Below are 25,399 nucleotides of genomic sequence, written 5' to 3'. Positions count from 1 at the left end.
ACAGATGACCTTCGACTTGCCGGTGCTACGCCAGGAGATCGACGCCGGTCACATCGAGACGGTCATCGTCGCAATGACCGACATGCAAGGCCGGCTGCAGGGCAAGCGGCTGCACGGACCCTTCTTCCTCGAACAGGTCGCGCATCACGGAACTGAGGGGTGCAGTTACCTGCTGGCCGTGGACGTGGACATGAACACCGTCGACGGCTACCAGATGGCTTCCTGGCACAGCGGCTACGGCGACTTCGTCATGCAGCCGGACTTCGGGACACTGCGGCGTATCCCCTGGCACCCGGCCACGGCGATGGTGCAGGCCGATGTCCTGTGGGAGGACGGTCGCGGCGTCGATGCCAGCCCGCGGCAGGTGCTCAAGGCGCAGCTCGCCCGGCTCGCAGACGCCGGACTGCAGGCCTTCGCGGGCACAGAACTCGAGTTCATCGTCTTCAGTGACTCCTACGAGCAGGCCTGGCGTCAGGGGTATCGGGACCTGAGCCCGGCCAACCAGTACAACGTGGACTACTCGATCCAGGGCACCTCGCGGATCGAACCGCTGCTGCGCCGCATTCGCCTGGCCATGGCCGGCGCGGGGATGTACGTCGAGAGTGTCAAGGGCGAGTGCAACCACGGTCAGCACGAGATCGTCTTCCGTTACGCCGACGCACTGACCGCCTGCGACGACCACGTGGTCTACAAGACCGGAGCCAAGGAGATCGCGGCGCAGGAGGGCACGGCGATCACGTTCATGGCGAAGTACGACCACCGTGAGGGCAACTCCTGCCACATCCACCTTTCACTGCGCGGACACCAGGACGAGATGGTCCTGGCTGACGACACCGATCCCGACGGCCTGTCCGCGCTGGGCCGGGCGTTCATCGCCGGGCAACTGGCCCACATGCGCGAGGTCTCGCTGCTCTTCGCGCCGAACATCAATTCGTACAAGCGCTTCGTGCCCGGATCGTTCGCCCCCACCGCCATCAGGTGGGGCCGGGACAACCGGACGTGCGCGCTCCGGCTGGTGGGGCACGGACCGTCGCTACGACTGGAGAACCGCGCCCCGGGCGGTGATGTGAACCCCTATCTCGCGGTGGCGGCAATGGTCGCGGCCGGTCTCGACGGGATCCAGCAGGGCCTCGAACTCGAGCCGGCGCTGAGTGGGAACGCCTACCAGGTGCAGACCGATCGCCTGCCGGACAACCTGACCACCGCCCTGCACCTGTGGGAGTCCTCGCCGTGGGTGGCCGCCACGTTCGGCGAGGAGGTCCAGCAGCACTACGCGAACATGGCCCGCATCGAACTGCAGGCCTTCGGTGAGGCTGTGACGGACTGGGAGCGCTACCGCGGTTTCGAAAGGCTCTAGATGCAGACATTCGCCGTCATCAACCCCGCCACCGAAGAGGTCGTCGCGGACGTCCCCCGCATGACCGTGGAGGCCGTCGACGAGATCATCTCCGGCGCCCAGGCGGCCTTCCCGGCGTGGCGGGCGGTCGCCCCCGGTGATCGGGGCCGTCTGCTGCGGCGGTTCGCCGTCCTGGTGGACGCCCAGGTGGAGGAACTGGCCGCTATCGAGGTCCACAACTCCGGCCACACCATCGCCAACGCCCGCTGGGAGGCCGGCAACGTCCGCGATGTCCTGCACTACTACGCAGCGGCGCCCGAGCGATTGCACGGCAAGCAGATCCCGGTGCCCGGCGGTGTCGACCTGACCTTCCAGGAGCCACTGGGCGTCGTCGGCGTGATTGTGCCCTGGAACTTCCCGATGCCGATCGCCGGGTGGGGTTTCGCCCCCGCGCTGGCAGCGGGCAACACCGTCGTTCTCAAACCGGCCGAAATGACCCCACTCACGGCCCTGCGCCTCGCGCAGTTGGCACTGGAGGCGGGGATCCCGCCGGGCGTCTTCAGCGTGGTGACTGGCCCCGGTTCAGTGGTTGGCGAACGCCTCGTCACGCATCCGGCAGTGCGCAAGATCGTGTTCACCGGTTCCACCGAAGTGGGCACCGCCCTCATGGCCAAGTGCGCCCCGCAGGTGAAGCGGGTGACGTTGGAACTCGGGGGGAAGAGCGCCAACATCGTCTTCGCCGACGCCGACCTGGACAAGGCCGCCGCCACCGCGCCGTACGGCGTGTTCGACAACGCCGGCCAGGACTGCTGCGCCCGCTCCCGGATCCTGGTGCAGCGCAGCGTGTTCGACCGGTTCATGGAGTTGCTGGAACCGGCTGTGCAGGGGGTGCGGGTCGAAGACCCAACCCGCGACAGCGCGGAGATGGGACCGCTGATCTCCGCAGGCCACCGCGCATCGGTGGCAGCCTACGTGCCTGACGATGCGCCGGTGGCCTTCCGCGGTACGTCCCCCGAAGGCCCCGGCTTCTGGTTCCCGCCGACCGTGCTCGCGCCGGTCGCGCCCGGGTCGGCCGCTTTCACCGAGGAGATCTTCGGACCGGTGGTGGCCGTCACCCCGTTCGACGACGAGGCCGACGCCATCACGCTGGCGAACGCCACCGAGTACGGGCTGTCGGGCTCCATCTGGACTCGGGACCTCGGGCGGGCCTTGCGCGTTGCGCGGGCCCACGACGCCGGCAACCTCTCGGTCAACTCGCACTCGTCGGTGCGCTACTGGACGCCGTTCGGCGGGTTCAAGCGGTCCGGTCTCGGGCGCGAGCTCGGCCCGGATGCCCTCGAGGCGTTCACCGAGACCAAGAACGTCTTCATCGACACCGAGGAGTAGACATGCTGCGACTGGCCGACAGGGTGGCCGTCATCACCGGCGCAGGCAGCGGCATCGGGCGCGCCACGGCACTGCGGTTCGCCGAGGAGGGCGCCCGGGTGGTCTGCTTCGACACCGACGGGGAGGCAGCCGGGGCAGTGGCCGCGGAGGTCAACGGCCTGTCTGTGACCGGCGACGTGACCGACCCGGGCGACGTGGCCGCGGTGTTCCGGGAGGCGTTCGGGACGTTCGGCAGCGTGGACATCGCGTTCAACAACGCCGGGATCTCCCGCCCCGATGACGACTCGATCCTGGAGACGGGACTGGATGCCTGGCGGCGGGTGCAGGAGGTGAACCTCACCAGCGTGTACTTGTGCTGCAAGGAAGCCATCCCCTACATGCAGCGGCAGGGCAAGGGATCGATCATCAACACCGCATCTTTCGTGGCCACGATGGGGGCGGCCACCTCGCAGATTTCCTATACCGCTTCCAAGGGCGGCGTGCTGGCGATGTCGCGCGAGCTCGGGGTGCAGTTCGCCCGCGAGGGGATCCGGGTCAACGCCCTGTCGCCCGGCCCGGTGAACACTCCGCTGCTCGTGGAGCTGTTCGCCAAGGATCCCGAACGCGCCGCGCGGCGGCTGGTCCACATCCCCCTGGGCCGGTTCGCGGAGGCGTCCGAGATCGCCGCCGCCGTCGCTTTCCTGGCCTCCGACGACGCCTCGTTCATCACTGCGTCGAACTTCCTCGTCGATGGCGGCATCTCCGGGGCGTACGTCACCCCGCTGTGAGGCCCGCCGCGCCGGCTCCAGCTCCACCGGGCGGCTCCAGCTCCACCGGGGAGCGATGCAACCGGGTTCGATCTCTCCCCGGTGACGGCAACCCTCCCGCCTTCAGCTAGCGCGGATGCTGGGGCTGTGGTCCAGCTCCACCGGGCGGCTCCAGCTCCACCGGGGAGAGAAACCCCCACCGGGGAGCGATGCAACCGGGTTCGATCTCTCCCCGGTGACGGCAACCCTCCCGCCTTCAGCTAGCGCGGATCACGGTGCGGCGGTGCTCCAGCCCCGCGCCGGCTCTCGGGCCCCCGGCCCCCGCCCCCCCCCCCCGCCGCCCCCCCCCCCCCCCCCCCCCCCCCCCCCGGCCCGGGGCCCCCCGCCCCCCCCCCCCCGCCCCCCCCCCCCCCCCCCCCCCCCGCCCCCCCCCCCCCCCCCCCCCCGCCCCCCGCCCCCCCCCCCCCCCCCCCCTCCCCCCGGGGGCCCCCGCCCCCCCCCCCCCCCCCCCCCCCCCCCCCCCCCCCCCCCCCCCCCCCCCCCCCCCCCCCCCCCCCCGGGGGCCCCGGCCCCGCCGCCCCCCCCCCCCCCCCCGGCCCCCCCCCGCCCCCCACCGGCCCCCCCCGGGGCCCCCCCCCCCGCCCCGCCCCCCCCTCCCCCACCCCGCCGAACCCCGCCCCCGCCCCCCCGCCCCCCCGCCCCCCCCCCCCCCCCCCCCCCCCCCCCCCCCCCCCCCCCCCCCCCCCCCCCCCCCCCCCCCCCCCCCCCCCCCCCCCCCCCCCCCCCCCCCCCCCCCCCCCCCCCCCACCGGCGGTGCTCCAGTCCACCCCGGACGGCTCCAGCTCCACCGGGGAGCGAAACGGACACCCGGGAGCGATGCAACCGGGTTCGATCTCTCCCCGGTGACGGCAACTCTCCCGCCTTCAGCAAGCGCGGATGTTGCGTGGTGCCAGTCGCGGCCGAGCACTACAGCCCGGACGCCCGCAGGGTGGCCCGCACCACGGGATGGTCGGGGTCGAGCCCGTACCGGTCCCGGTACACGGCCGTCACAGCGTGGCGGAGGGCGGGCCCAGCGGGTGCCCTCCTGAGCGGGAGAGGAGGCAGGGATGCGCCCATCAACAGCAGGCGCGGCTCCTCACCATCTTGCCCATGGTCGGGCGGGGCGTAATCGCGGACCGCGAGCAGATGGACACCGTGGCGCCGGTAGAAGTCGATGCGGCGCAGGTCGTCGCGCCGCTCCGCAGAATCCTGCGGCCGGCCGTCGGGATCCTCCACGTCGAGCAGCAGCATGGAGCATCCGGAGCCGCGAAGGTGGTCCACCAGAGCCGACCACAGTGCCGATCCGTGTCCGGCGCCGCGTCGCGTCGCATCAACCACGAAGTAGCGCAGGAAGGACATCGACGTGCCGCCCAGGTGGCGGAACAGGGCGAGTCCCACAGGCGGCGCCTCACTGCTCTCATCGTCGAGGAGGACGAGCAGTTCCTCGTCGGGGCGGCCGGCGGTGATCTCCTCCCACGGTGCGCGCAGCGCGAGCGGGAACGACGACTCGTAGACATGGCGCACGGCCGCCTGGTGGGCGGTGTCGAGCCCGGCGAACGCCGCCAGCCGGTGCTTCGTCATGCCGGACCTCCGATCCCCAGGCCGGCGTCCCACACAACCTCACCGCCGACCACGGTCGCCAGTACCTCGATGTCCGTCAGCGAAGCCGGGTCCACCCGCGTGGGGTCGTCGGACAGGACCGCGAGGTCGGCGAGCGTTCCCGGACCGATCCACCCTTTGCGGTCCTCTTCGTAGGAGGCGTAGGCCGACCCGTAGGTGTAGGCCCGCAGCGCGTCGTGGGCGGGGACCACCTCGCCCGCGCCGAGCAGGTCCCCGGACGCTGTCCGCCGGTTCACCATGTCGTGGATCCCCAGCATGGGGCGGCCATCGACGACGGGCCGGTCGCTGCTGCCCGGTACGACCAGTCCAGCCGCCAGCAGCGATGCGTGGCGGTAGGCCCAATCGGAGCGCTGCAGTCCCAGCGCCCGTCGCATACCGTCGCCGATCTCACCGACGAAACGGCCCTGGGGCACCGGCACGACGCCGAGGCGGGCCGCCCTGACCACCTGGTCGGGTCGGGCGACTCCGAAGTGCTCGATCCGGTGCCGCGGCTCCGGGTTTCCCGGACGGCCACCCCAGCCGGTCCGCGGGTGGTCGCGCGCACAGCGTTCGTACGCGTCGAGGACGAGGTCTATCGCGGCGTCGCCGATGGCGTGGGTGGCGACCCGCCAGCCGGAGCGGTGGGCGGACACGATCGTGTCGACAAGTGAGTCTGCGTCATCCTGCAGGTAGCCGCGGACGCCGGGGGTGTCGCTGAAGTCGGTACACATGGCGGCGGTGTGTCCGATCAGCGACCCGTCGGAGAACACCTTCACCGGTCCGAGCCGCAAGCGGTCGTCGCCGAACCCGGTGCGAAGACCCAGGTCGATGCCCTCACCCAGTGCGTCCGCATCGCTTGCGCCGAGCGCGTGAAGCACGTCGGACGCCACCATGAGCTCAACGCGGACGGCGAGGCGCCCGGCATCGCGGGCCCGCTGGTAGGCCAGCGCCTCGACCGGGGTGCGACCGATCCAGCCCCCGCCCACGCCAGCCTCCACCACGCTGGTGATGCCCTGACGGACATAGACCTCGCTGGCCCGCGCCAGCGCATGGACGACGTCGTCGACCAGGACCGGGCGGCGTAGTGGCTCGAGCAGGTTCTGGGCCTGCTCCTGAAGGAGTCCCGTGGGTCGACCGGAGCCGTCCAGCACGATCGTCCCGCCCGGCACCTCTCGGCCGCGTTCGGAGATGTCCAAGTCCGCCAGAACTGCCGCACTCACGACGCTCATGTGCCCGGACGTGTGGGTGAGCTGGACTCGGCGCCCGGGCGCCGCCCGCTCCAACAGGGTCCCGATCAGGATGGCCGCGATCTTGTTCTCGTCGTAGCCGTTCCCGACGATCCACCGGTCCGCCGGCGTGATCGCGCTGGCGGCTGCGACCGCGGCAGCAACGTCGTCGAGGTTGCGGACCGGCGGGGTGGACAGATCGATCTCGTCCAGGCTGGCACCGAACCAGGCCATGTGCTGGTGGGCGTCGTGGAACCCGGGCACGACGCACCGGCCGCCGAGGGACACCGTGCGCCGCGCGGTCAGCCCTGCATCCTCCGGGCCAACGTGCACGACCCGGTCGCCGAGCAGCGCCACGACACCGGCCCGAGGTGCGACCCCGGAGCCCTCGGGTGCCATCGTCAGGACGGTCGCGTCGGTGAGCAGGAGGTCGGCGATCACGGCCGCGGCCCCTGCGCTCCCGCGGCCAGCCAGCCGAACAGAGCCTGGAACGAATCGGTCCATGGGATCGGCTGTCCGGCGTCGTCGGCCTTGACCAGCACGCGGGTCCCGTGGGCCACCGGGATGCCGTCGCCCCCGGGTGCGGGCACTGCACAGCGGTACCCCCAAGTGGCACTGGTACGCCCCAGCCGGACGGCGACCACCTCGACGGTCATGACACCCGGGCAGGCCACCGGCGCGGTGAACTCCAGGGCGATCGCGCGGACCACGTAGCCGATGTCCTCGTGCCGTTGGGACAGGTCGGTCCAGCCGTAGCCGAGCTCCTCGAACAGGGCGGACTGGGCCCGTTCCACGTGTACCGCGAAGCGCGAGTTGTGCATGACGCCCAGCGGGTCCAACTCATCGAAGTAGACCGGGCTGTCGTACCGGTAACAGGCCGGTCCGGTCACGGTCATCTCCACACCCCATCCACGCGGTCCCACGTCCGGCCGGGGACCGGGACCAAGCGGGCCTTCGCGACCCGGTGCGACGCCGTGACCGGCAGGTCGTCGCACACCTCCCAGTAGCGCGGCACCTTGAAGCGGGCCAGCCGCTGCCCGCAATGCTCTGCGAGTTCACCAAGGAGCAACTGCTCCGGGCGGTCGGCCCCCGCCAAGGACACGAACGCCTTCACCTCCTCGCCGCGCAGGTCGTCGGGGACCGGCACCACGGCTGCCAGCCGGACGGCGTCGTGGGTGAGCAGGACCTCCTCGACCTCACGGGCGGACACGTTCTCCCCTGCGCGCCGGATCATGTCCTTCAAACGCCCCACCAAATACACGCGTCCCGCCTCGTCCATCCGCCCGAGGTCGCCGGTGTGGAACCAGCCGCCGCGGAAGGCGGCCGCCGTCGCGTCCGGGTCGGCCTCGTACCGGTCCATCAGGCCCGGTCCGCGCAACACCAGTTCGCCGACCTCACCCCGGGGCACCGGCAGGTTCTGGGCGTCCACGATCCTGGCCTCCCGCGCCCGCGCCGCAGCCCCCACACAGCCGCTGCCCACGAGAAGATCGTGATCCGCGTCTGTCACGCGCAGGTCGGCTCCGGTCTCGGTCATTCCGAACGCCTCGTACCACTTCACGCCCCACCGCTTCTCCAACTCCTCGTGGCGCGCGGGCGGGATGGCCGAGCACTGGACGACCCGGACCCGGTGCGAACGGTCGAGCGGGTCGGGAGGCATCTTCAGCAGCAGGGTGGGCATCGCAGCCAGGCAGTAGAAGTACGTCACCGCGTGCTCCCGCACCTTGGACCAGAACGTGGAGGGGTGGAAGGCGTCCAGGACGACCAGGTGCGCCCCCGCCAGCATCGCTGCGACCACGTTCCACTGCGGGTCGATGTACGAGAACGCCTGCGCGGTGAGCATGGTGTCGCCGGGACCAAGGTGGGGGAACTCGTCCACCAGACCGCCGCCGAGTTCCATCCAGTAGCGGTGAGACAGGACGCACCCCTTGGGTCGTCCGGTCGTGCCGGAGGTGTACTGGATGTTCACGGTGTCCTCCGCGGCGACCCGGTGCGCGGGCGCTCGGGAGCTCCCCAGCGGAAGGCCCGCACCCGGCAACCGTTCGACCCCGAGGACCGGCACATCCAGATCGGCGCAGGCAAGCGCCTCGCGCACGCATCCGGTGAGGTCACCGGATGCAACGACGGAAGCCGCACGGGAGTGTTCGAGGATGTGGCCGGCGTCGTCGGCGCGGTATTGCGGGTTCAGGGGGACCATCGTCGCGCCGAGCCGGGCCAGGGCGACCCAGGTCAGCGGGAACTCCGCCCGGTTGGCCATCATCACGGCGACCCGGTCGCCGACGGCGACCCTTTGGTCGGCCAGCGCCGCGGCGAGGCCGGCCGATCGACGGGCGACGTCCGCGAAGGTCAGGGACTCCCCCGGGTCGAACGTCCAGGCAGGACGGTCGGGCCAGAGGCGAGCCGCACGGTCGACGGCGGCAACGAGATCCTTCGCCTCGGCGACCGAACCTGCCGCGCCCCCTCGATCAGCCACCGGCTCTCCCCCGGAAGACCTCTGCAGCGGACTGTGCCTCGTCGGTCGACATGGTGGCGATCGCGGCATCCACCTCGCGCTGCAACGCGCCCGACTCGGTCGAGTCCACCCCGTGGTCGAGCAGCGACTTGGCCAGCGCCAGGGCGGCCGGGGGCTGTGCGACGAGCCGCTGCGCGAAATCGTGTGCGACCTCCTCGTGCGACCCGGTAGGGACGACCCGGTTCACCAGCCCGAGACGGTGGGCGTCGTCGGCCGACAGGTGCTCGCCCAGGAACAGCAGTTCCTTGGCCCGCATCGGGCCGACGGTGCGTGGGAGCAGCGCGGAGATCCCCCGGTCACGCTGAGCCCGACACCCACCTCGGGGAACCCGAATCGGGCGTCCTGGGCCGCCACGACGAGGTCGCATCCCAGGGCGAACTCGGCGCCGGCACCGAGCGCATAACCGTGGACGGCGGCGATGACCGGGCCCGGGAACGACCGGATTGCGCGGGTGACGTCCTGGATCCGCTGCAGCCGAAGCCGGGCCGCCGCCTCGTCCTCGGCAGGCGCCGGTTCCTTCAAGTCGTGGCCCGCGCAGAACGCGCGCCCGCGGCCGGCCAGGATGATGACCCCGACTCCTTCGCCCCGGGCCCGCTCGAACGCTCCCAGCATGCCGTCGACCAGCGCGGGCACGACCGCGTTCAGGCGGTTCGGCCGATCGAGGTGCACCACAGCGACTGGGCCGTTGGTCGAATACGAGACGCACTCGCTCACTGGACGACTGTAGCCCGACGCCGTGGTCACTGCGGTCATGTTGCGCCTCGCGGACGTACGCCAACTGCCACGCTGCGCGGCATCTGAGTTGGCCAGCGAGAGCAGACAGGTGCGACACTGCCAGAATGCGCAGCCTGGGTGTCGTACTCGTAGATGAAGCCCATCGGCAGGCCTGGACGACCCGTCCGGATCTCGCCGCACAGATGAACCCGCGGGCTCCGGCCGACGCGGGGTACGTGGTCGCTGCAGAGTCCCTGCGGAGCGCAGGCTACGAGGTGCGCGCTCACGAAGACGGGGCATTGACGCCAGCAGCGCTGGCCGACGTGGACGTGCTGGTGATTCCGCACTGTTCAGAGGACGCGTGGGAGGCCACCACCGGGATCGGGTCACCCGCGCACGCTCCCGATGAACTGGCCGCTATCGAGGGTTTCGTCGCAGCCGGGGGCGGGCTGATCGTGCTCGCGGAGACGGAGCAGGAGAAGTACGGGAACGTCCTGGGCGACCTCACAGGACGATTCGGGATCGACGTGGTGTCGACGACCGTCCAGGATCCGGTGAACCGGTTCAAGGACGTCAGCACGTGGGTGCTCGGCCAGCCCGGACCACCCACCGACCGCGATCTGCTCGCCGAAGTCTCCGCAGCCTGCTGCTACCGGGCAGGCGTGCTGCGGCTGACGGCACCCGAGGCGTTCGCGGTGCTGGTGACCTCCCCGCAGGCCACCCTCCCGGGTGAGCCGCTCATCGCCGCCGTCCCCAGCGGTGCCGGCCGGGTCGTCGTCGCCGCCGACTCGGATCTCTTCGGCGACGACTCCATCGAAGACCTCGGGCACCGCCGGCTGTGGCTGAACCTCGTCACCTGGGCCGGGACCGGACGCGCCTCGGTAACTCCCGCTGTGACTGGCGGGACCGGCGCGGTCGAGGACCCGGACTGGGAGGTCCTGGTTGCTGCGATCGAGCAGTTGCGCCCCTTGCAGGCCAAAGACGGAGCGGTCGCCCCGGAGCATCGCGACCGTGCGGCTGGCCTGGTGGCCGCGATCGCCGAGGCCGTCAGCGCGCTGAGTCCCCGGTTCCCCCACCAGCAAGCGCAGCTCGAAGCCACGGTCACCGATCTGCTGGCCTGGCGCGATGCGGGACTGGGCGTACCGGACTTCCTCGACTCGCTGCTGCTGTTCCACCCCGAGCAGGAACGCCGCGACGGCGTCGAGCACCTGACCGTGTTTCCGATGTACACGCAGAACGGGAACCTGAACCGGAATTTCGAAGCCGTGGTCACGCGGACCGTATGGCCCGACTGGATCGCGGAACTGGAGGCCGGCAACTACGACAACCCGGCGTTCGTCCCCATCGAGTTCGTGGGCTTCACCAAGGGGTACGACACCCACTCGGCAGTGCTCTTCCCCGAGACAGTGGCAACCCGCGAGACAGCGCGTTTCTCGTGGGGCGGCATCTTCTGCGACCGGGAGTCCGCACGCTTCCGGCGCGTCTCGGCCGCGGCAGCCGACCTGTTGGCGTTGTCGCTACCGCCGGACGCGGAGCGACTGCTGGAGGACCAGCGGCTGGCACAGGAGACGTTCATTCTGTGGGACCTCGTGCGACCGTACGCACAGTCACGGGGACCTGCCGTTCGACCCCTTCATGATCAAGCAGCGGATGCCGTACTGGATGTACGGCCTGGAGGAACTGCGCTGCGATCTCACCACATTCCGGGAGACCCCCGCTCTGGAGTCCCGAGGCGCGACGCTCGCCCGGCACGTGCGCATCGCGATCCTGTTCGACCGGCTCTTCCGCTTCCCGACAACCGGCGAGCGGGTGCGCAACTACGACGGGTTGGGCGGCCAGATCCTTTTCGCCTGGCTGCACCGCAATGGTGTTCTCCGGTGGACGGACAACACGCTGAGCCTCGACTGGCCCCGCGTGTACGACTCCGTCTGCGAACTCTGCGGCGAGATCGAGACCCTCTACAACGAGGGCATCGAGCGTTCCCGGATGGGGCACTGGATGGCAGCGCACACCTTCGTCAGCGGGCTCGTCCCCCCGAATCCGGCATCCGTCTGGGCGCAGGGAGCGCAGGCCCTCCCGAGCGAGCCCCGGCTCGCGGTCGACGAGGTGCTGCCCGACGAGTTCCCCCTCAACGTCTTCTATGAGGCGCTGCGGAAGAAACTGGCGCCCGTCATCGAATCGACGCGCGGGATCACAGGAGTGAGTGGATGAGCACATCACTGCCCGTGGCCATCGTTCTGGGGGCGGGCATGGGCGGCCGCGGCGTGTCCATGGCGCTCGCCGGTCGTGCGCATGTGGTCATGGTCGACCGCGATGAAGCCCTGGCCGGGAGTGCGGCACAGGCCGTGGTCGCGGCCGGCGGGACGGCCGAGGCCAGGACCGTGAACCTCCTCGACTACGACGCCGTCGAGGCGTTTCGGGACGACCTGCTCGAGCGACACGGGCGGATCGACACCGTCGTCCATCTTGTCGGCGGCTGGCAGGGGTCGACGACCGTGGACCGGAAAGCCGCAGAGCAGTTCGCGGCGCTGGAGCCGGGAATCTTCGGCACGCTCCGGGTCACGAGCGCGGCCTTCCGCGAGGTTCTGATCGCCTCCCCCGCCGGGCGGTACTTCATGCTGTCGAGCGCCCAGGTGCTGGCGCCCAGTGCGGGCAATGCCGCCTACGCGAGCATCAAGGGGGCCGCCGAGACGTGGATGCGAGCGCTCGGCGCCAGTTTCGACGGCACCTCGGCGCGGGCCCTGATCCTCGTGGTCAACGCCCTCGTAGACGACGAGATGAGGACCCGCAACCCCGGCAAGGCGTTCCGGACCTTCACCGACACCAACACGGTCGGCGCGGCGGTGGCCAATGCCATGGCTGACTCCGCCGTCGAGAACGGCGCACGCATCGTCCTGGTGCCGGAGCAGTAAGGGGTGGGCGCCGACCCGGCAGGCATTGCGAGTTCGTCTACGGCGTCGCAGCCATCAGCGAGGTGGGGGTTCCACCCGGCCGCCAGCAGAGTCGGACCGTTGCAGCCAGCAGCGAGGTTGGAGATCGTCCACAACCTCCACCCTCGCCGCGTCAAAGGACTGGGCAGCGAATGCGCGCATCAGGACAGCGCGGCGAGGACCCACGCCGCCACCTCAGCCTCGTACTCCAGGTGCCCGAAACGTCCGGCCGGCCCGGAGTGGGAGCCCTCGGCGGTTTCGACCCGGAACAGCACCGTGCCCGGTGATGTGGGATCGGCCGGGTCCGTGCCCGCGCCCTCGTCTGGATCAGTCGCCCGTAGCGCACTCACCCATTTCGCCGGCTCGCGGACCAGCACACGGGGGTCGTGCAGTGCTCCGGTCACGAGCAGCGGCGGTCGGCCGGCCGCCGGCGGCAGATTGTCGTAGGGCGAGTACCCGGCGAGGTAGGTCATGAATGCGGGGTCGCGCGGGTCTCCCCACTCGTCCCACTCGTTGACCGTCAACGGGATGGAGGGGTCCGACATCGCGGTCACGACATCGACGAAGGGGACCTCGGCGACCACCGCCCGCCAGCGGTCCGGCCGTTGCGAGTACACCGCACCCTGCAGCAGCCCCCCGGCGGACAACCCCCGGCTCGCAATGCGGCGTCCGTCCACCAGGCCGAGGGCACCGTCGTGAGCGAGAGCGTCCGCGACGTCGACGAAGTCGTCGAAGGTGGTGCGCTTGCGCAAGAGTCTGCCCTGCTCCCACCAGGTCCGCCCCATCTCGCCGCCGCCGCGCACGTGCGCATGAGCGAAGACGACCCCGCGCTCCAGCAGCGGCGGAAGGGCCGCGTCGAACTCGGGCTCGAAGACGTACTCGTAGGCGCCATAGCCGTACAGCAGGCAGGGCGCGCTCCCGTCGAGCGCGACGTCGTGGCGCCGCCACAAGGTCACCGGAACCAAGGCGCCATCCCTGACCGGGACCCACACCCGCGAGGCGGCGTAGCGCGCCGGTTCAAGGCCGGGGGCAGCCGTCCTGTGCACTTCGCGCCGGTCGCCGGACTCCAGGTTCACGTCCCACCAGGAGGCCGGCTCCGTGCGGGCTTCGGTGCGGATCGTCACGGCCCTCGGGTCGAAGTCGTCCACCCGGATCAGGCAGACCGTGGCCGCCTCGTCTGTGGGGAGGATGTCGTACGGAGCCGACCAGTCCCGCCTGACCACCCGGAGCACCGGCAGACCGTCCCGGCGCAATGTCAGAACGACGTGCCCAGCGAATGCGTCCGCGTCCAGAACGCGGACGGCTGGGTCGTGGGCCACCACCTCCCGCCAGGGTCCGAGCGTGTCCGTCGCTGCGGCCATGACCCGGAACTCCGGAGCCTCATCATTGGTGACTATCAGCAGTTCGTCGGACTGACCCCACGGGGCGTGGTCGACGGTGTACTCGATCCCCCGGCGCCGTCCGGCGACCGAACGCAGGGCTTCTGTGGTGTCCCGGGTCGGGAGCAACCACGACTCGCTGGTGTCCCGGCTGCGCGACTCGATGACGATCCACTCCCCGGAACGCGTCGCCCGCGCTGTCACCTCGAACGACTCATCATCCTCCTGCAACACGAGCCGATCGGAGTCCGCGGGAGTCCCCAGGATGTGCTCGCGCACCTGCCATGGGCGCATGGCGTGATCGGGGACGACGTAGAGGAATCGAGTGCCGGCCGCATCCCAGGCACCCGTGTAGTAAGTGCCCGGTACCTGATCCGGCAGGTCGTGGCCGGTGGCGAGGTCCCGGAAGCGCAACGAGTACGTCTCACCCCCGGTCAGGTCGACCGACCACGCCAGTGTGCGGTCGCCCGGTCCCGGCTCGATCAGGCCGAACTCGGCGTACGTGGTGCCCTCGTGCAGGGCAACCGCCTCCAGGTCGACGAGGACCTCGACCGGGCCGTCGTCGGCCCGCGGCCGTCGGGCCAGGCAGGGCAGGTCCGAACCGGCCCGGAACTGCGTCAGGTACGTGTAGTCTCGACGGATGAAACTGACCGACACGTCAGTTTCGGGGAGAAGGCCGCGCATCTCGCCGGCCAGTTCATTCCGGAGCGGACGCAGCTGATGGACCCGTTCCTCGTAGTAGGCACGCTCGTCGCGCAGCGCCTCGAGAACCTCCGGCCCATCACCGGCCAGCCAGCCGAAGTCGTCCAGTCGACTCCCGGCGCCCCAGCGGACTTCGGTGGGGCGCACGTGGGGCTGGGGCGTGGATGGCATGGCCGGACGCTAGCACCAGTGATCACCCAGGGAGGAAACAGATGAGGGTACGCCGACGTTGGAACACGCGCGCGGCGTTCGCCGCCGCGATCGCGGTGCTGCTCGCGCTCCCGCTGCTGCCGGCCAGCGCGGATGAGTCGGACAGCCCCGTCCCGCCGCCGGCCAGCGCAGGGGAGAAGACCGTGTTCACGGTCGGCATCACCCAGGACGTCGACTCGACGAACCCGTTCACGGGCATCGCGGCCGCTTCCTTCGAGGCCTACCAGATGATGTACCCCACCCTCACGGAATATGCGGCGGCCGACTTCTCCACCGTCCCCGGTCTCGCGGAGTCCTGGGAGGAGTCCGCGGACAAGACCTACTGGACGTACAAGATCAGGCCCGGCCTGAAGTGGAGCGACGGCCAGCCGCTGACCGCGCGCGACGCGGCCTACACGTTCAACCGGGTCATCAACGGCGACTACGAGCAGACCAACTACGGCGGCTACACGTCGAACATCACCAAGGCCGTCGCCGAGGACGACACGACGCTGGTGCTGTACGTCAAGAAGCCCTCGCCGATCATGCTCCACCTGGCGGTGTACATCCTCCCGGAGCACATCTGGAAGAACATCGACGCCAAGCAGGTCAAGTCCTACAAGAACGAGCCCGAGGACGGCGAGCCCGTGGTCGGCGGCGGCCCGTTCGTGCTGATCGAGCGGCGCAAGGGCGAGTTCATGCGATTCGCGGCCAACCCCGACTACTACGGCGGCAAGCCCGCAGCCGACGAGGTCGTGTTCCGCGTCTACAAGAACACCGACGCGATCGCCGAGGCCTTGCGCAAGGGCGAGGTCGACTACGCCAACGACCTCTCCGCGAACGTCTTCAACTCCTTGGCCGGCGACGAGGGCATCACCACCGTCCCGAGTGTGTACTCCGGGTTCAACCAGATCGCCTTCAACATGGGCGCTGCCCTCACCGACGGCACGCCTATCGGGGACGGCAGCAAGTTGGTGCTCGACCCGCAGGTGCGACTCGCGATCGCGCAGGCGATCGACCGGCAGGTGCTGGCCGACAAGGTGTACGGCGGCTTCGCGACTCCCGGCACGACGGTCATCCCGCCGCTGTACGCCAACCTGCACCTCGAGCCGGCCGATCAGAACTCGTTCGATCTCGAGGCGGCCAAAGCGACCCTGGAAGCCGCCGGCTACACCCTCGGCGACGACGGGGTGCGGGTCTCCCCCGACGGCGAGCGGATGTCCCTGCGTCTGCTCGGCCGGCAGGAGTCCAGCGAGTCGCAGAAGGTGGTCGAGTACGTCAAGGACTGGCTGGCCCAGATCGGCATCGAGATCAAGGTGCGGATCGTCAGCGAGGACACCCTGTACGAGAGGGTGGGCAACGGCAACTTCGACATGTTCGAGTGGGGCTGGGTCGTAGAACCCGATCCGGACTACCAGCTGTCGACCTTCACGTGCGACCAGCGGTCAACCGAGGACGACGGCACGATCTTCGCCGGCCTGTCCGACTCCTTCTACTGCGACGCCGACTACGACCAGCTCTATGAGGAGCAGAAACTGGAGACGGACACGGCCAAGCGTGCCGAGATCGTCAAGGAGATGCAGCAGTTGCTCTACGACAGCAACGCCTACGTCGTGACTGTCTACTACGACAACCCGACGGCCTACCGCTCGGACCGCTGGACCAACTTCACTCCGCAGCCCGAGCCGGACGGGGTGCTGCTGTTCCAGTACGGCACCTGGTCGTACGAGAGCATCGAGCCGGTGTCCGCTGAAGAAGGTGACACCGCATCGTCCGACGGCGGAGGGATCAGCCCGGCGCTCATCGTCGGCGGCGTACTGGTCGCCGTGGGGCTGGTGCTCGGCGGCGTGCTGATCGGCCGCCGGGGGCGTTCCGACGACGACGTGGAGTAGTGGAACCGTGTCGCTGATCCAGGATGTCGCCGGGGGCGGGGGTCCCGACCCCATCCCCGGCCCGCCGCCCCTCTCGCGAACGCAGAAGGGGGGCCTGTCCCCCGGGGCGCGCTTCGCCCTGCGTAAGACAGGGGCGGCGCTGGGCACCCTCCTGTTCGTCCTGGTGGTGAACTTCTTCCTGTTCCGGCTCCTGCCCGGCGATCCCATCGGGATGTACACGCGGGGGCGCAACGTGCCGCCCGAACAACTGGCCGAACTGCGGGCCGAGTTGAACCGTCCGGTCCTCGAGCAGTTCCTCGCCTACCTGGGGAACCCGTTCTCCAGCACGATCGACTCGGCCCAGTTCAACCGGCCCGTCTGGGAACTGGTCACCGAGCGCATCTGGCCCACGCTGCTGCTGGTGGGCACGGCGATCGTGTTGGCCTCGATCATCGGCGTCTGGATCGGGATCAAGGCGGGGTGGCGCAACGGCAAGTCCTTCGACAAGGTCTCCACCGGAGTCACGCTCACGCTGTACTCGATGCCCGAGTTCTGGCTCGGCATGATCCTGCTGATCGTCTTCGGCGTCGGGGTCTTCGGTCTGCCCGGCATCTTCCCGATCGGGGGGATCTCGTCGCCGGGCGTGGACACATCATCCCTGGCAGGATGGCTCGACGTCGCATGGCACATGGTGCTGCCCGTCGCGACGCTGACCATGGTCTACCTCGCCGAGTACGCACTGGTGATGCGCTCCTCGCTGGTGGACGAGATGGACGAGGACTACCTGACCACAGCCCGGGCCAAAGGGCTGTCGGACAAGTTCGTGCGCCGCCGGCACGCCGTCCCCAACGCCCTGCTGCCCACCATCACCCTCATCTTCCTGAACCTCGGCTTCACAGTGTCCGGCGCCATCACGGTGGAGACCGTGTTCTCCTGGCCGGGTCTGGGGCTGCTGTCCTACGAGGCTCTGCGCGGCCCCGACGTCGCGCTGCTGCAGGCGATCTTCCTGCTCTTCTCCATCGGCGTCGTGCTGGCGAATCTCGTGGCGGACCTGCTCTACGCCGTGATCGACCCGAGAGTGAGGCAGTGATGGCCGGCGACCAGCAGAGCGGCGGAGCATCGGCCCCGCCGCAGGGCCGTCGCGCCATCGCCCGGATCCGCCGGCGCGAGGCTCTCGGGCGCGGTTGGCGCCAGTTCCGCACGCACCGGGCCGGGATGGTGGGTTTGGGGATCCTGGCCTTCTTCGCCTTGATGGCGCTGCTGGCCCCGGTGCTGTTCCCGCCGGACACCATCAGCGTGACGCGGGCCACCGGAGAGCTGCTGGCGCCCCCGTCTGGGGAGTTCTGGCTGGGCACCGACGACTCGGGGCGGTCCATGATGGCCCTGTTGGCGTGGGGTGCGCGGGTGTCCCTGACCGTCGGCATCGCTGCGACCCTGATCTCCATGCTCATCGGGACATCGGTGGGGATCGCCTCCGGTCACTACACCGGGCTGGGTGGCGCCACTCTGCAACGGCTGACGGACTGGGTGCTGGTGATCCCGTTCCTCCCCTTGGCCATCGTGCTGGCGACCGTCCTCGGCGGTGGTTCGACGCTGACCATCATCGTCGTCATCGGCGTCACGTCGTGGGCCGGCACCGCGCGACTCATCCGGGCTCAGACCCTGTCGGTCGAAGGCCGACCGTACCTGGAGCGGTCCCGGGCGCTGGGCAGCGGCAACTGGCACCAGATGACCCGTCACGTGCTCCCCAATGTGTTCCCCCTTGTGCTGGCGAACACCACCCTCACCGTCGCGATCGCGATCCTCTCGGAGACGACGCTGTCGTTCCTGGGACTCGGCGACCCGTTGCGACCGTCGTGGGGCGCCACGCTGGACCAGGCGTTCTCCAATGGCGCGGTCTCCGCAGGAGCCTGGTGGTACATCGGTCCACCCGGACTGTGCGTCGTCCTGGTGGTGCTTTCCTTCACGATGATCGGCCGAGCGCTCGAGCAGATTGTCAACCCGCGGCTCGGGGGTCGCTGACATGGCCGTTCTGGAACTGCAGGACGTCAGCGTCACCTACCGGTCCGCGCAAGGCGACCTTCCCGCGGCCCGTGAGGTGTCCCTGACCGTCGATGCCGGGCGTTCGCTGGGACTGGCCGGGGAGTCCGGCTCGGGCAAGACCACCGTGACCTCGACCGTCCTGCGCCTGCTGCCCAAGTCCGCGACCGTCACCGGGCGCGTGTTGCTCGAGGGCGAGGACGTCCTCACGATGAAGTGGGGACGTCTGCGCGCGGTCCGTTGGGCGAGCGCCTCGGTGGTGTTCCAGGGAGCCATGCACGCGCTGAACCCGGTGCAGCGCGTCGGCCGGCAGATCGCCGAGCCGATCCGGCTGCACGAGAAGTCCGTGTCGGAACCGACGGCACGCGCCCGCGTCGGGGATCTGCTGGAGCAGGTGGGCCTGCCCTCCCGGGTAGCCCAGTCGTACCCGCACCAGTTGTCCGGAGGGCAGAAGCAGCGGGTGATGATCGCCATGGCGCTGGCCTGCGGACCACGACTGATCGTGGCCGACGAGCCCACGACAGCCCTCGACGTGATGGTCCAACAGCAAGTTCTGGACGTCCTCACCGAACGGGTTCGGGATCTCGGCCTGGCCATGGTCTTCATCTCCCACGATCTGTCCGTCCTCGCGTCCACCTGCGACGACCTCGCTGTCATGTACGCCGGTCAGGTCGTCGAACTCGGTCCATCGGACCAGGTCTTCGAGCAGGCCCATCACCCCTACTCACGCGCGCTGGGCGACGCGTACCCGCGGATCGGGGACCGGCGCTTCCGCTACAGCCCCGGCGGCCTGCCGGGCGACCCGCCGTTCCCCGGCGAGGCGCCCTCAGGATGCGCGTTCCACCCGCGCTGCCCCGTCGCACGCGACGAGTGCGCGACCACGGACGTGGCGCTGCGCCCCTCCGGTGATCGGCGCTGGTCGTCCTGCCTGTTCGCCCCGGAGGTGGGCACGTGAGCGATTCCGTCCTGCAGGCCCGCGGCCTGGAGGTCACGTTCCACGGGCGGGGCAACCGGGCCGCCCGCGCCGTCGACGGTGTCGACCTGAGCCTCGGGCGCGGCGAAATCGTCGCCCTCGTCGGGGAGAGCGGCTGTGGAAAAACGACACTGTCGCGGGCGCTGCTCGGCCTGGAACGGCGGTCGGGCGGCGAGGTCCTGGTCGATGGGCGTCCGCTGGAGTACTCCTCAGCGGCACTGAAGAAGCACCGGCGCACCACGCAGCTCGTTCTGCAGGACCCCACCGGAGCGCTCAACCCACGCCGGTCGGTGTACGAAGCGGTCGCGGAGGGGCTGCGGGTGCACAAGTTCGACGGTGACGAGAGGGGCGCCGTCGCGGACGCGCTCGCGCGCGCCGGTCTGCGGCCTCCGGAGCGGTTCTTCCTGCGGTACCCGCACGAGTTGTCCGGCGGCCAGCGCCAGCGCGTGGTGATCGCCGGGGCACTGGTGCTGCAGCCGCGGGTGATCATCGCCGACGAACCGGTGAGTTCGCTGGACGCGTCCGTCCGGGGGCGAGATCCTGGCCCTGCTGCTGTCCCTGCGGGAGTCACTCGGGTTGTCCCTGCTGGTCGTCACCCACGACCTCGGGGTCGCCTGGAACATCGCCGACCGCATCGCGGTCATGTACCTCGGCCGGATCGTGGAGCAGGGCCCCACCGAGGAGGTGCTGTCAGCGCCGAAGCATCCCTACACGCGTGCACTGCTGTCGGTGGTGCCCGAGATCGACCATGTCGACCCGATCGTCCTCACCGGCGAGCCCCCGGACCCGACTGCGATCCCGGCCGGCTGCCGCTTCCATCCCCGGTGCCCTGCGCTGCGGGACGGCGCGGCGCGCGACGTGGCCGCGAGTTGTCGGGAGAAGCCCCTCCCGATGCTTTCCGGGGCGGGCGGGCACGAGGCCGCCTGCTGGCTGGTGGGCCCGACCGGCCCGTGAGCAGGCTGGCTCAGCGGGGTCCCAGCAGGGCTGCGAGCCGCGCCTGCGGCAGTGCCGGCACCGTGAGGCCACGCCGCCCCGTGGTCGTGGTCGCATACAGGAGGCTGTCCCACACCGCGGACTCGGTCGCGTCCACTGTGGCTTCGAACAGGTCGTCCAGTCGGGACCCGGTCCACGCGTCGCGACCGGGCACCTCGCCACGCGGCACGCGCAGGCCGGTGGCCAGGCAGCAGAAGATCTCGCCGCTGCCGTGGTGTGCGACCGAACCGCACCGCGCCAGCCCGAGACCGACCCGGGCTGCAACGCGGGTCGCTGCCGCTGGATCGAGCGGCGCGTCGGTGACGACGACCCCGATGCATGAGCCTGCCGGCTCGGGGTGGTGTGCCGCCCACCAGGCCGGTTCCTCCCCCACCGCCCGTCCCCGGAGCGTCAATTGGTGCGGTGCGCCGAAGTTCGTGAGCAGCACGACGGCCACAGTGGTGCCATCCGGCAGGATGCGCGACGAGGTCCCGATCCCGCCCTTCCACCCCATGCACACGGTCCCCGTCCCCGCACCCACGCAACCGCTCAATGCCGGCCGGCCCCCAGGGGGGAGGCCTTCCATGGCCGAGAGGCGCGCCTGGGCCAGCGCCTTGGCCACGTCCTCGTCCGTCACATGCATGGTGCGCGGGTCGTTGAGCCACGAGTCGTCGCACTCGCCCACGACCGGGATCACCACCGAGTCCGCGATCTCCGGCTGTTCAGCCAGGAGCAGCCGGCACGCAGCGTCATAGACACGGCCGACCTGCATCGTGCTGGTGAGGAAGACAGGGGTCTCGACCAGCCCCCACTCGCGGATCTGCAGGCTTCCGGTCAGCTCGCCGGCACCGTTGAGGACCGCGACCCCCGCCGGCACCGGGCTGGCCCAGACGTCGCCCCCAGGGTCGACGACAGTCACCCCGGTCCGGGCGATGCCGGCGCCCGCCGGCGGGTCGGCGTCATCGCGGACGATCGTCGCGTGGCCCAGCCCGGCCCCGGGTACGTCGAGCACAGAGTCGGTCGGACCGGTCGGGAAACGACCCCAGGGTTGAGCGAGGAAGGCGGGCGGCATGGTGGCATCATGCCGCACATGACGCTCCCCGTGGTCTGGTCGGACGACTGCCTGCTCCATGTGCCGGGCGGGGAGGTGTGGGTCGGCATCCACACGCCCGGGACCGAGGTGCCCGAGCGGCTCGAGGTAATTCGGGCCGCCCTGGCCGCGGCCGGCCACCCGATCGTTGCGGCAACCGCTCACGGCGACGAACCCGTGCTGGCCGTCCACGACGCCGCACTGCTGGACTACCTTGCCGACGCGTATGCGCAGTGGGTGGCGGCGGGCTTGCCCGAGGAGCCCGGTCAGGACCGCGTGGTCGGATACCTGTTCCCCACGCAGGGGTTGCTGTCAGGGCTGCCACTGCGTCCGCCGACCGCCGCCCACGCCCGCGCGGGCCGCTTCTGCTACGACACGATGACGCTGGTCGGCCCGGGTACGTATCCCGCCGCCCGAGCAGCGGCTGACGCGGCCCTGACCGCGGTCGACCTCGTCTGCTCGGGGGCGGCTGCCGCATACGCCGCCTGCCGCCCGCCGGGTCACCATGTCACGCGGGACGCCTTCGGGGGCTCCTGCTACCTGAACAACGCGGCCATCGCGGCACAGGCGCTGCGCTCGGCCGGGCACGACCGGGTGGCGGTGGTCGACGTGGATGCCCACCACGCCAACGGGACGCAGTCGATCTTCTACGACCGGTCGGACGTGCTGGTGACGTCGGTGCATGTCGACCCCGGCGCAGGCTGGTTCCCGCACTACCTCGGCTTCTCCGACGAGACCGGCCGGGGGGCCGGCAAGGGGGCGAACCTCAATCTCCCCCTCCCAGAGGGCACGGGGGATCAGGGCTGGTTGGCCGCAGTGGGAACCGCCATCGAGGCGGTTGCCCGGTTCGACCCCGGCGCCTTGGTGCTCTCCCTCGGTGTCGACGCGGCGGCCGACGACCCCGAGAGCCCGCTGCGGGTCTCCGAGCAGGGGTACCGCAGCGCTACCCGGCAGGTCGCAGCCCTCGGCGTCCCGGTCGTCGCTGTCCAAGAGGGCGGATACCACCTCCCGACCCTCGGGCGGCTGGTGGCTGCGGCACTGCACGGCCTCGCCGGCTAAGTGATGGCGGCGGCTGGAGTCCGCCCACCTAAAGCGCCGAGGCCCCCACCAGCGCCTGGAACAACCGCACATCGCCGCCGTGCTCCGGATGCCACTGCACGCCGAGGGCGAACCGCGCCCCGGACGCCTCGCACGCCTCGATGGTTGCGTCGGCCGCCCGCCCCGTGACCTGCAGTCGCCCCGGGTCGGCCACAGCCTGGTGGTGCGAGGAGTTGACGATCATCTCCGCACCCAGCAACTGGCTGATCATCGACCCCGGCGCGAAGGTCGCGGTGTGCTCGGTGAACGTCCCGAGCTTGATGCGGTGTGGGAGATCCGTCACGTCCGGCAGGTGCTGTGTGAGGTATCCGCCCTCGGCCACCGCCATGATCTGCAATCCGCGGCAGATGCCCAATACCGGCAGATCCACCTCCCGGGCCGCTCGGTAGACCGCCACCTCGAACTCATCACGCAGATGCCGGGGCCGGTCGTTGCTCGGATGCGGGTCCTGGCCGTACATCGTCGCGCCGATGTCCGGCCCGCCGGTGAGGATCAGCCCGTCGATGCGCGAGACCAGTTCGGCCGCCGCTTCCTGCTGCGGGGGCAACAGCACCGGAATGCCGCCCGAGCGGATCACCGCCTCCGGGTACCAGGCGTGCAGCAAGGTGGCGTCGGTGTGCCAGGCCGCCCACCGGGCCGGCTCGACGTAGGCGGTCAGTCCGATCACGGGTCGCATGCCGCCCATTGTCCCGCGTCGGCCTCACGTACCCCCACCCGTGCCGTGGTAGCCTGCAGGGGTGTTGCGCGGGCTCCTGCTTAGCCGCCGCGGCGAGGCCTGATCACCGGCCCCCTCGTCGCGGAGCCCTGACGCGCCGGTTGCCCGTCCCCATCGCAACCAGGAGCCACGATGAACGAACAGCAGCCCTCCCCCATGGCGTTCCGCCGCTACAAACCCTTCGCCGGGATCGACGTGCCCGCCCGCACCTGGCCGGACACCGTGATCACCGAGGCCCCGCGCTGGTGCGCGGTGGATCTGCGCGACGGCAACCAGGCCCTCATCGACCCCATGAGCCCGGCGCGCAAGATGCGCATGTTCGAGCTGCTCGTGCGCATGGGCTACAAGGAGATCGAGGTGGGCTTCCCGTCTGCTTCGCAGACCGACTTCGACTTCGTGCGCCAGCTCATCGAGGAGGACCGCATCCCCGACGACGTGGTCATCCAGGTGCTGACGCAGGCCCGTGACCACCTGATCGAGCGGACCTACGAATCGATCCGGGGGGCCAAGCAGGCCATCGTTCACCTGTACAACTCCACCTCCACCCTGCAACGGCGGGTGGTCTTCGGTCTCGACCGTGACGGCATCAAGGACATCGCGGTGCACGGCGCCCAGTTGTGTCTGAAGTACGCCGACACCGTGCCGGAGACCGACGTCTTCTTCGAATACTCCCCGGAGTCCTACACCGGGACCGAACTCGAGTTCGCCGTGGAGGTCTGCAACGCGGTGAATGAGGTGTGGCAGCCGACACCGGACCGCAAGGTGATCATCAACCTGCCCGCCACCGTCGAGATGGCCACCCCCAACGTCTACGCCGACTCCATCGAATGGATGCACCGCAACCTGGCGCACCGGGACTCGATCGTGCTGAGCCTGCACCCCCACAACGACCGCGGGACCGCGGTCGCGGCCGCGGAGCTGGGCTTCCTGGCCGGTGCCGACCGCATCGAGGGCTGCCTGTTCGGCAACGGCGAGCGCACGGGCAACGTCTGCCTGGTGACCCTGGGCATGAACCTGTTCAGCCAGGGCGTCGACCCGCAGATCGACTTCTCCGACATCGACGAGATCCGCCGGACCGTGGAGTACTGCAACCAACTGCCCGTGCACGAACGCCACCCGTACGGCGGGGATCTGGTCTTCACCGCGTTCTCCGGCTCCCATCAGGATGCGATCAACAAAGGCCTGAAGGCCCTCGACGTGATCGCCGCGCGGGAGGGCAAGGACGTCCGGGACGTCGAATGGGAGGTCCCGTACCTGCCCATCGACCCACAGGATGTAGGCCGGTCCTATGAGGCGGTCATCCGCGTCAACTCGCAGTCGGGCAAGGGCGGCGTCGCCTACATCATGCGCACCGAGCACAAGTTGGAACTGCCGCGCCGGCTGCAGATCGAGTTCTCGGCGGTGATCCAGCACCACACCGACGACGAGGGCGGTGAGGTGACGGGCATGCAGATGTGGGACATCTTCACCGACGAGTACCTGCCCAACCCGCAGGCTCCGTGGGGCCGCTTCGCCCTGGTCAAACACGAACTGGTCAGTGAGGTGGAGGGAGACACCGTGGTGCGGGCGACCCTCCTCGACGACGGCGAGCCTGTCGAACTGACCGGTCATGGCAACGGCCCGATCGCCGCCTTCTGCGAGGCCCTGCGCGACCACGCCGATGTGCGTGTCCTCGACTACCACGAACACGCCCTGGCCTCCGGCGGGGACGCGAAGGCGGCGGCCTACCTCGAATGCGCGGTGGACGGCCGGGTGCTGTGGGGCGTGGGCATCCATTCCTCGATCGTCACCGCTTCGCTGAAGGCTGTGGTCAGCGCCGTGAACCGGGCCCACCGCCCCTGATCCGGCACCTGCGGCAGGTTCGTCGCGGGAATGTCGCATCCTC

The 25,399-nt window shown here is 70.3% G+C and carries 17 protein-coding genes and 3 pseudogenes; 12 read left to right on the top strand and 8 right to left on the bottom strand.

The features are described from left to right. Positions 1 to 4 precede the first annotated feature (4 nt). The 3 genes from IPG68_00590 to IPG68_00580 are packed head-to-tail and all read left to right on the top strand — an operon-like array spanning position 5 to position 3,489. On the top strand, positions 5 to 1,357 hold the full coding sequence (locus IPG68_00590; GenBank protein MBK6761857.1) for a glutamine synthetase: 1,353 nt from the start codon (positions 5 to 7) through the stop codon (positions 1,355 to 1,357). Then, entirely contained in the window at positions 1,358 to 2,722 is a 1,365-nt protein-coding gene (locus IPG68_00585; GenBank protein ID MBK6761856.1) for an aldehyde dehydrogenase, read from the top strand. Positions 2,723 to 2,724: 2 nt separating this feature from the next. Beyond that, positions 2,725 to 3,489 carry a 3-oxoacyl-ACP reductase gene (locus IPG68_00580; GenBank protein ID MBK6761855.1) on the top strand — a complete coding sequence of 255 codons (765 nt, stop codon included), beginning with the start codon at positions 2,725 to 2,727 and terminating at the stop codon, positions 3,487 to 3,489. Between the two features lie 945 nt (positions 3,490 to 4,434). Here IPG68_00580 and IPG68_00575 read toward each other — a convergent pair. The 5 genes and pseudogenes from IPG68_00575 to IPG68_00555 all read right to left on the bottom strand — a co-directional run bounded on the left by IPG68_00575 (position 4,435) and on the right by IPG68_00555 (position 9,594). Next, a complete protein-coding gene (locus tag IPG68_00575; GenBank protein MBK6761854.1) occupies positions 4,435 to 5,088 on the bottom strand; it encodes a GNAT family N-acetyltransferase in 654 nt (217 codons plus the stop codon). Next, a complete protein-coding gene (locus tag IPG68_00570; protein ID MBK6761853.1) occupies positions 5,085 to 6,770 on the bottom strand; it encodes an amidohydrolase in 1,686 nt (561 codons plus the stop codon). The genes IPG68_00575 and IPG68_00570 overlap by 4 nt, the downstream gene beginning before the upstream one ends. Next, the gene (locus IPG68_00565; GenBank protein MBK6761852.1) at positions 6,770 to 7,228 is read right to left on the bottom strand and encodes an acyl-CoA thioesterase; all 459 of its coding nucleotides are present in this window, start codon (positions 7,226 to 7,228) and stop codon (positions 6,770 to 6,772) included. Before IPG68_00565 ends, IPG68_00570 begins: the two co-directional genes overlap by 1 nt. Continuing rightward, positions 7,225 to 8,871: an AMP-binding protein gene (locus IPG68_00560; GenBank protein ID MBK6761851.1), complete on the bottom strand. Its 1,647-nt coding sequence runs from the start codon at positions 8,869 to 8,871 to the stop codon at positions 7,225 to 7,227. Before IPG68_00560 ends, IPG68_00565 begins: the two co-directional genes overlap by 4 nt. Further along, positions 8,795 to 9,594: pseudogene (locus IPG68_00555) on the bottom strand (enoyl-CoA hydratase/isomerase family protein). The gene IPG68_00560 and the pseudogene IPG68_00555 overlap by 77 nt, the downstream one beginning before the upstream one ends. An 86-nt stretch (positions 9,595 to 9,680) precedes the next feature. Between IPG68_00555 and IPG68_00550 the strand changes: the two are divergent. Both IPG68_00550 and IPG68_00545 read left to right on the top strand, forming a co-directional pair. Beyond that, a pseudogene (locus IPG68_00550) lies at positions 9,681 to 11,766 on the top strand (hypothetical protein). Continuing rightward, positions 11,763 to 12,467 (top strand): SDR family oxidoreductase, encoded by a 705-nt coding sequence (locus IPG68_00545; GenBank protein ID MBK6761850.1) that lies wholly within the window; start codon positions 11,763 to 11,765, stop codon positions 12,465 to 12,467. The pseudogene IPG68_00550 and the gene IPG68_00545 overlap by 4 nt, the downstream one beginning before the upstream one ends. 179 nt (positions 12,468 to 12,646) lie before the next feature. On the opposite strand, the gene IPG68_00540 is transcribed toward IPG68_00545, so the two are convergent. Continuing rightward, entirely contained in the window at positions 12,647 to 14,737 is a 2,091-nt protein-coding gene (locus IPG68_00540; protein ID MBK6761849.1) for a S9 family peptidase, read from the bottom strand. 41 nt (positions 14,738 to 14,778) lie between these two features. Between IPG68_00540 and IPG68_00535 the strand changes: the two genes are divergently transcribed. The 5 genes and pseudogenes from IPG68_00535 (at position 14,779) to IPG68_00515 (ending at position 20,593) form a co-directional block, all read left to right on the top strand. Continuing rightward, positions 14,779 to 16,647 carry an ABC transporter substrate-binding protein gene (locus tag IPG68_00535; protein ID MBK6761848.1) on the top strand — a complete coding sequence of 623 codons (1,869 nt, stop codon included), beginning with the start codon at positions 14,779 to 14,781 and terminating at the stop codon, positions 16,645 to 16,647. A 52-nt stretch (positions 16,648 to 16,699) separates the two neighbouring features. Then, positions 16,700 to 17,716: an ABC transporter permease gene (locus IPG68_00530; GenBank protein ID MBK6761847.1), complete on the top strand. Its 1,017-nt coding sequence runs from the start codon at positions 16,700 to 16,702 to the stop codon at positions 17,714 to 17,716. After that, positions 17,716 to 18,648 (top strand): ABC transporter permease, encoded by a 933-nt coding sequence (locus IPG68_00525; GenBank protein ID MBK6761846.1) that lies wholly within the window; start codon positions 17,716 to 17,718, stop codon positions 18,646 to 18,648. Before IPG68_00530 ends, IPG68_00525 begins: the two co-directional genes overlap by 1 nt. A 1-nt stretch (position 18,649) precedes the next feature. Further along, complete coding sequence (locus IPG68_00520) at positions 18,650 to 19,621, top strand: ABC transporter ATP-binding protein (GenBank protein ID MBK6761845.1); 972 nt, start codon at positions 18,650 to 18,652, stop codon at positions 19,619 to 19,621. After that, a pseudogene (locus IPG68_00515) lies at positions 19,591 to 20,593 on the top strand (ABC transporter ATP-binding protein). The gene IPG68_00520 and the pseudogene IPG68_00515 overlap by 31 nt, the downstream one beginning before the upstream one ends. Before the next feature lie 10 nt (positions 20,594 to 20,603). Here the strand turns inward: IPG68_00515 and IPG68_00510 are convergent. Beyond that, the gene (locus IPG68_00510) at positions 20,604 to 21,683 is read right to left on the bottom strand and encodes a P1 family peptidase (GenBank protein ID MBK6761844.1); all 1,080 of its coding nucleotides are present in this window, start codon (positions 21,681 to 21,683) and stop codon (positions 20,604 to 20,606) included. Positions 21,684 to 21,692: 9 nt separating this feature from the next. On the opposite strand from IPG68_00510, the gene IPG68_00505 reads away from it, so the two are divergent. Beyond that, complete coding sequence (locus tag IPG68_00505) at positions 21,693 to 22,760, top strand: histone deacetylase family protein (GenBank protein ID MBK6761843.1); 1,068 nt, start codon at positions 21,693 to 21,695, stop codon at positions 22,758 to 22,760. A gap of 28 nt (positions 22,761 to 22,788) precedes the next feature. On the opposite strand, the gene IPG68_00500 is transcribed toward IPG68_00505, so the two are convergent. Next, positions 22,789 to 23,484 (bottom strand): gamma-glutamyl-gamma-aminobutyrate hydrolase family protein, encoded by a 696-nt coding sequence (locus IPG68_00500; protein MBK6761842.1) that lies wholly within the window; start codon positions 23,482 to 23,484, stop codon positions 22,789 to 22,791. A 162-nt stretch (positions 23,485 to 23,646) separates the two neighbouring features. Between IPG68_00500 and leuA the strand changes: the two genes are divergently transcribed. Continuing rightward, on the top strand, positions 23,647 to 25,356 hold the full coding sequence (leuA, locus tag IPG68_00495) for a 2-isopropylmalate synthase (GenBank protein MBK6761841.1): 1,710 nt from the start codon (positions 23,647 to 23,649) through the stop codon (positions 25,354 to 25,356). Positions 25,357 to 25,399: the final 43 nt, after the last annotated feature.

The sequence above is a fragment of the Micrococcales bacterium genome (assembly GCA_016703125.1).
GTDB lineage: Bacteria > Actinomycetota > Actinomycetes > S36-B12 > UBA10799 > JADKAV01.
Note: the sequence above shows the minus strand (reverse complement) of the source record. Positions and strands in the feature narration are given on the sequence as shown.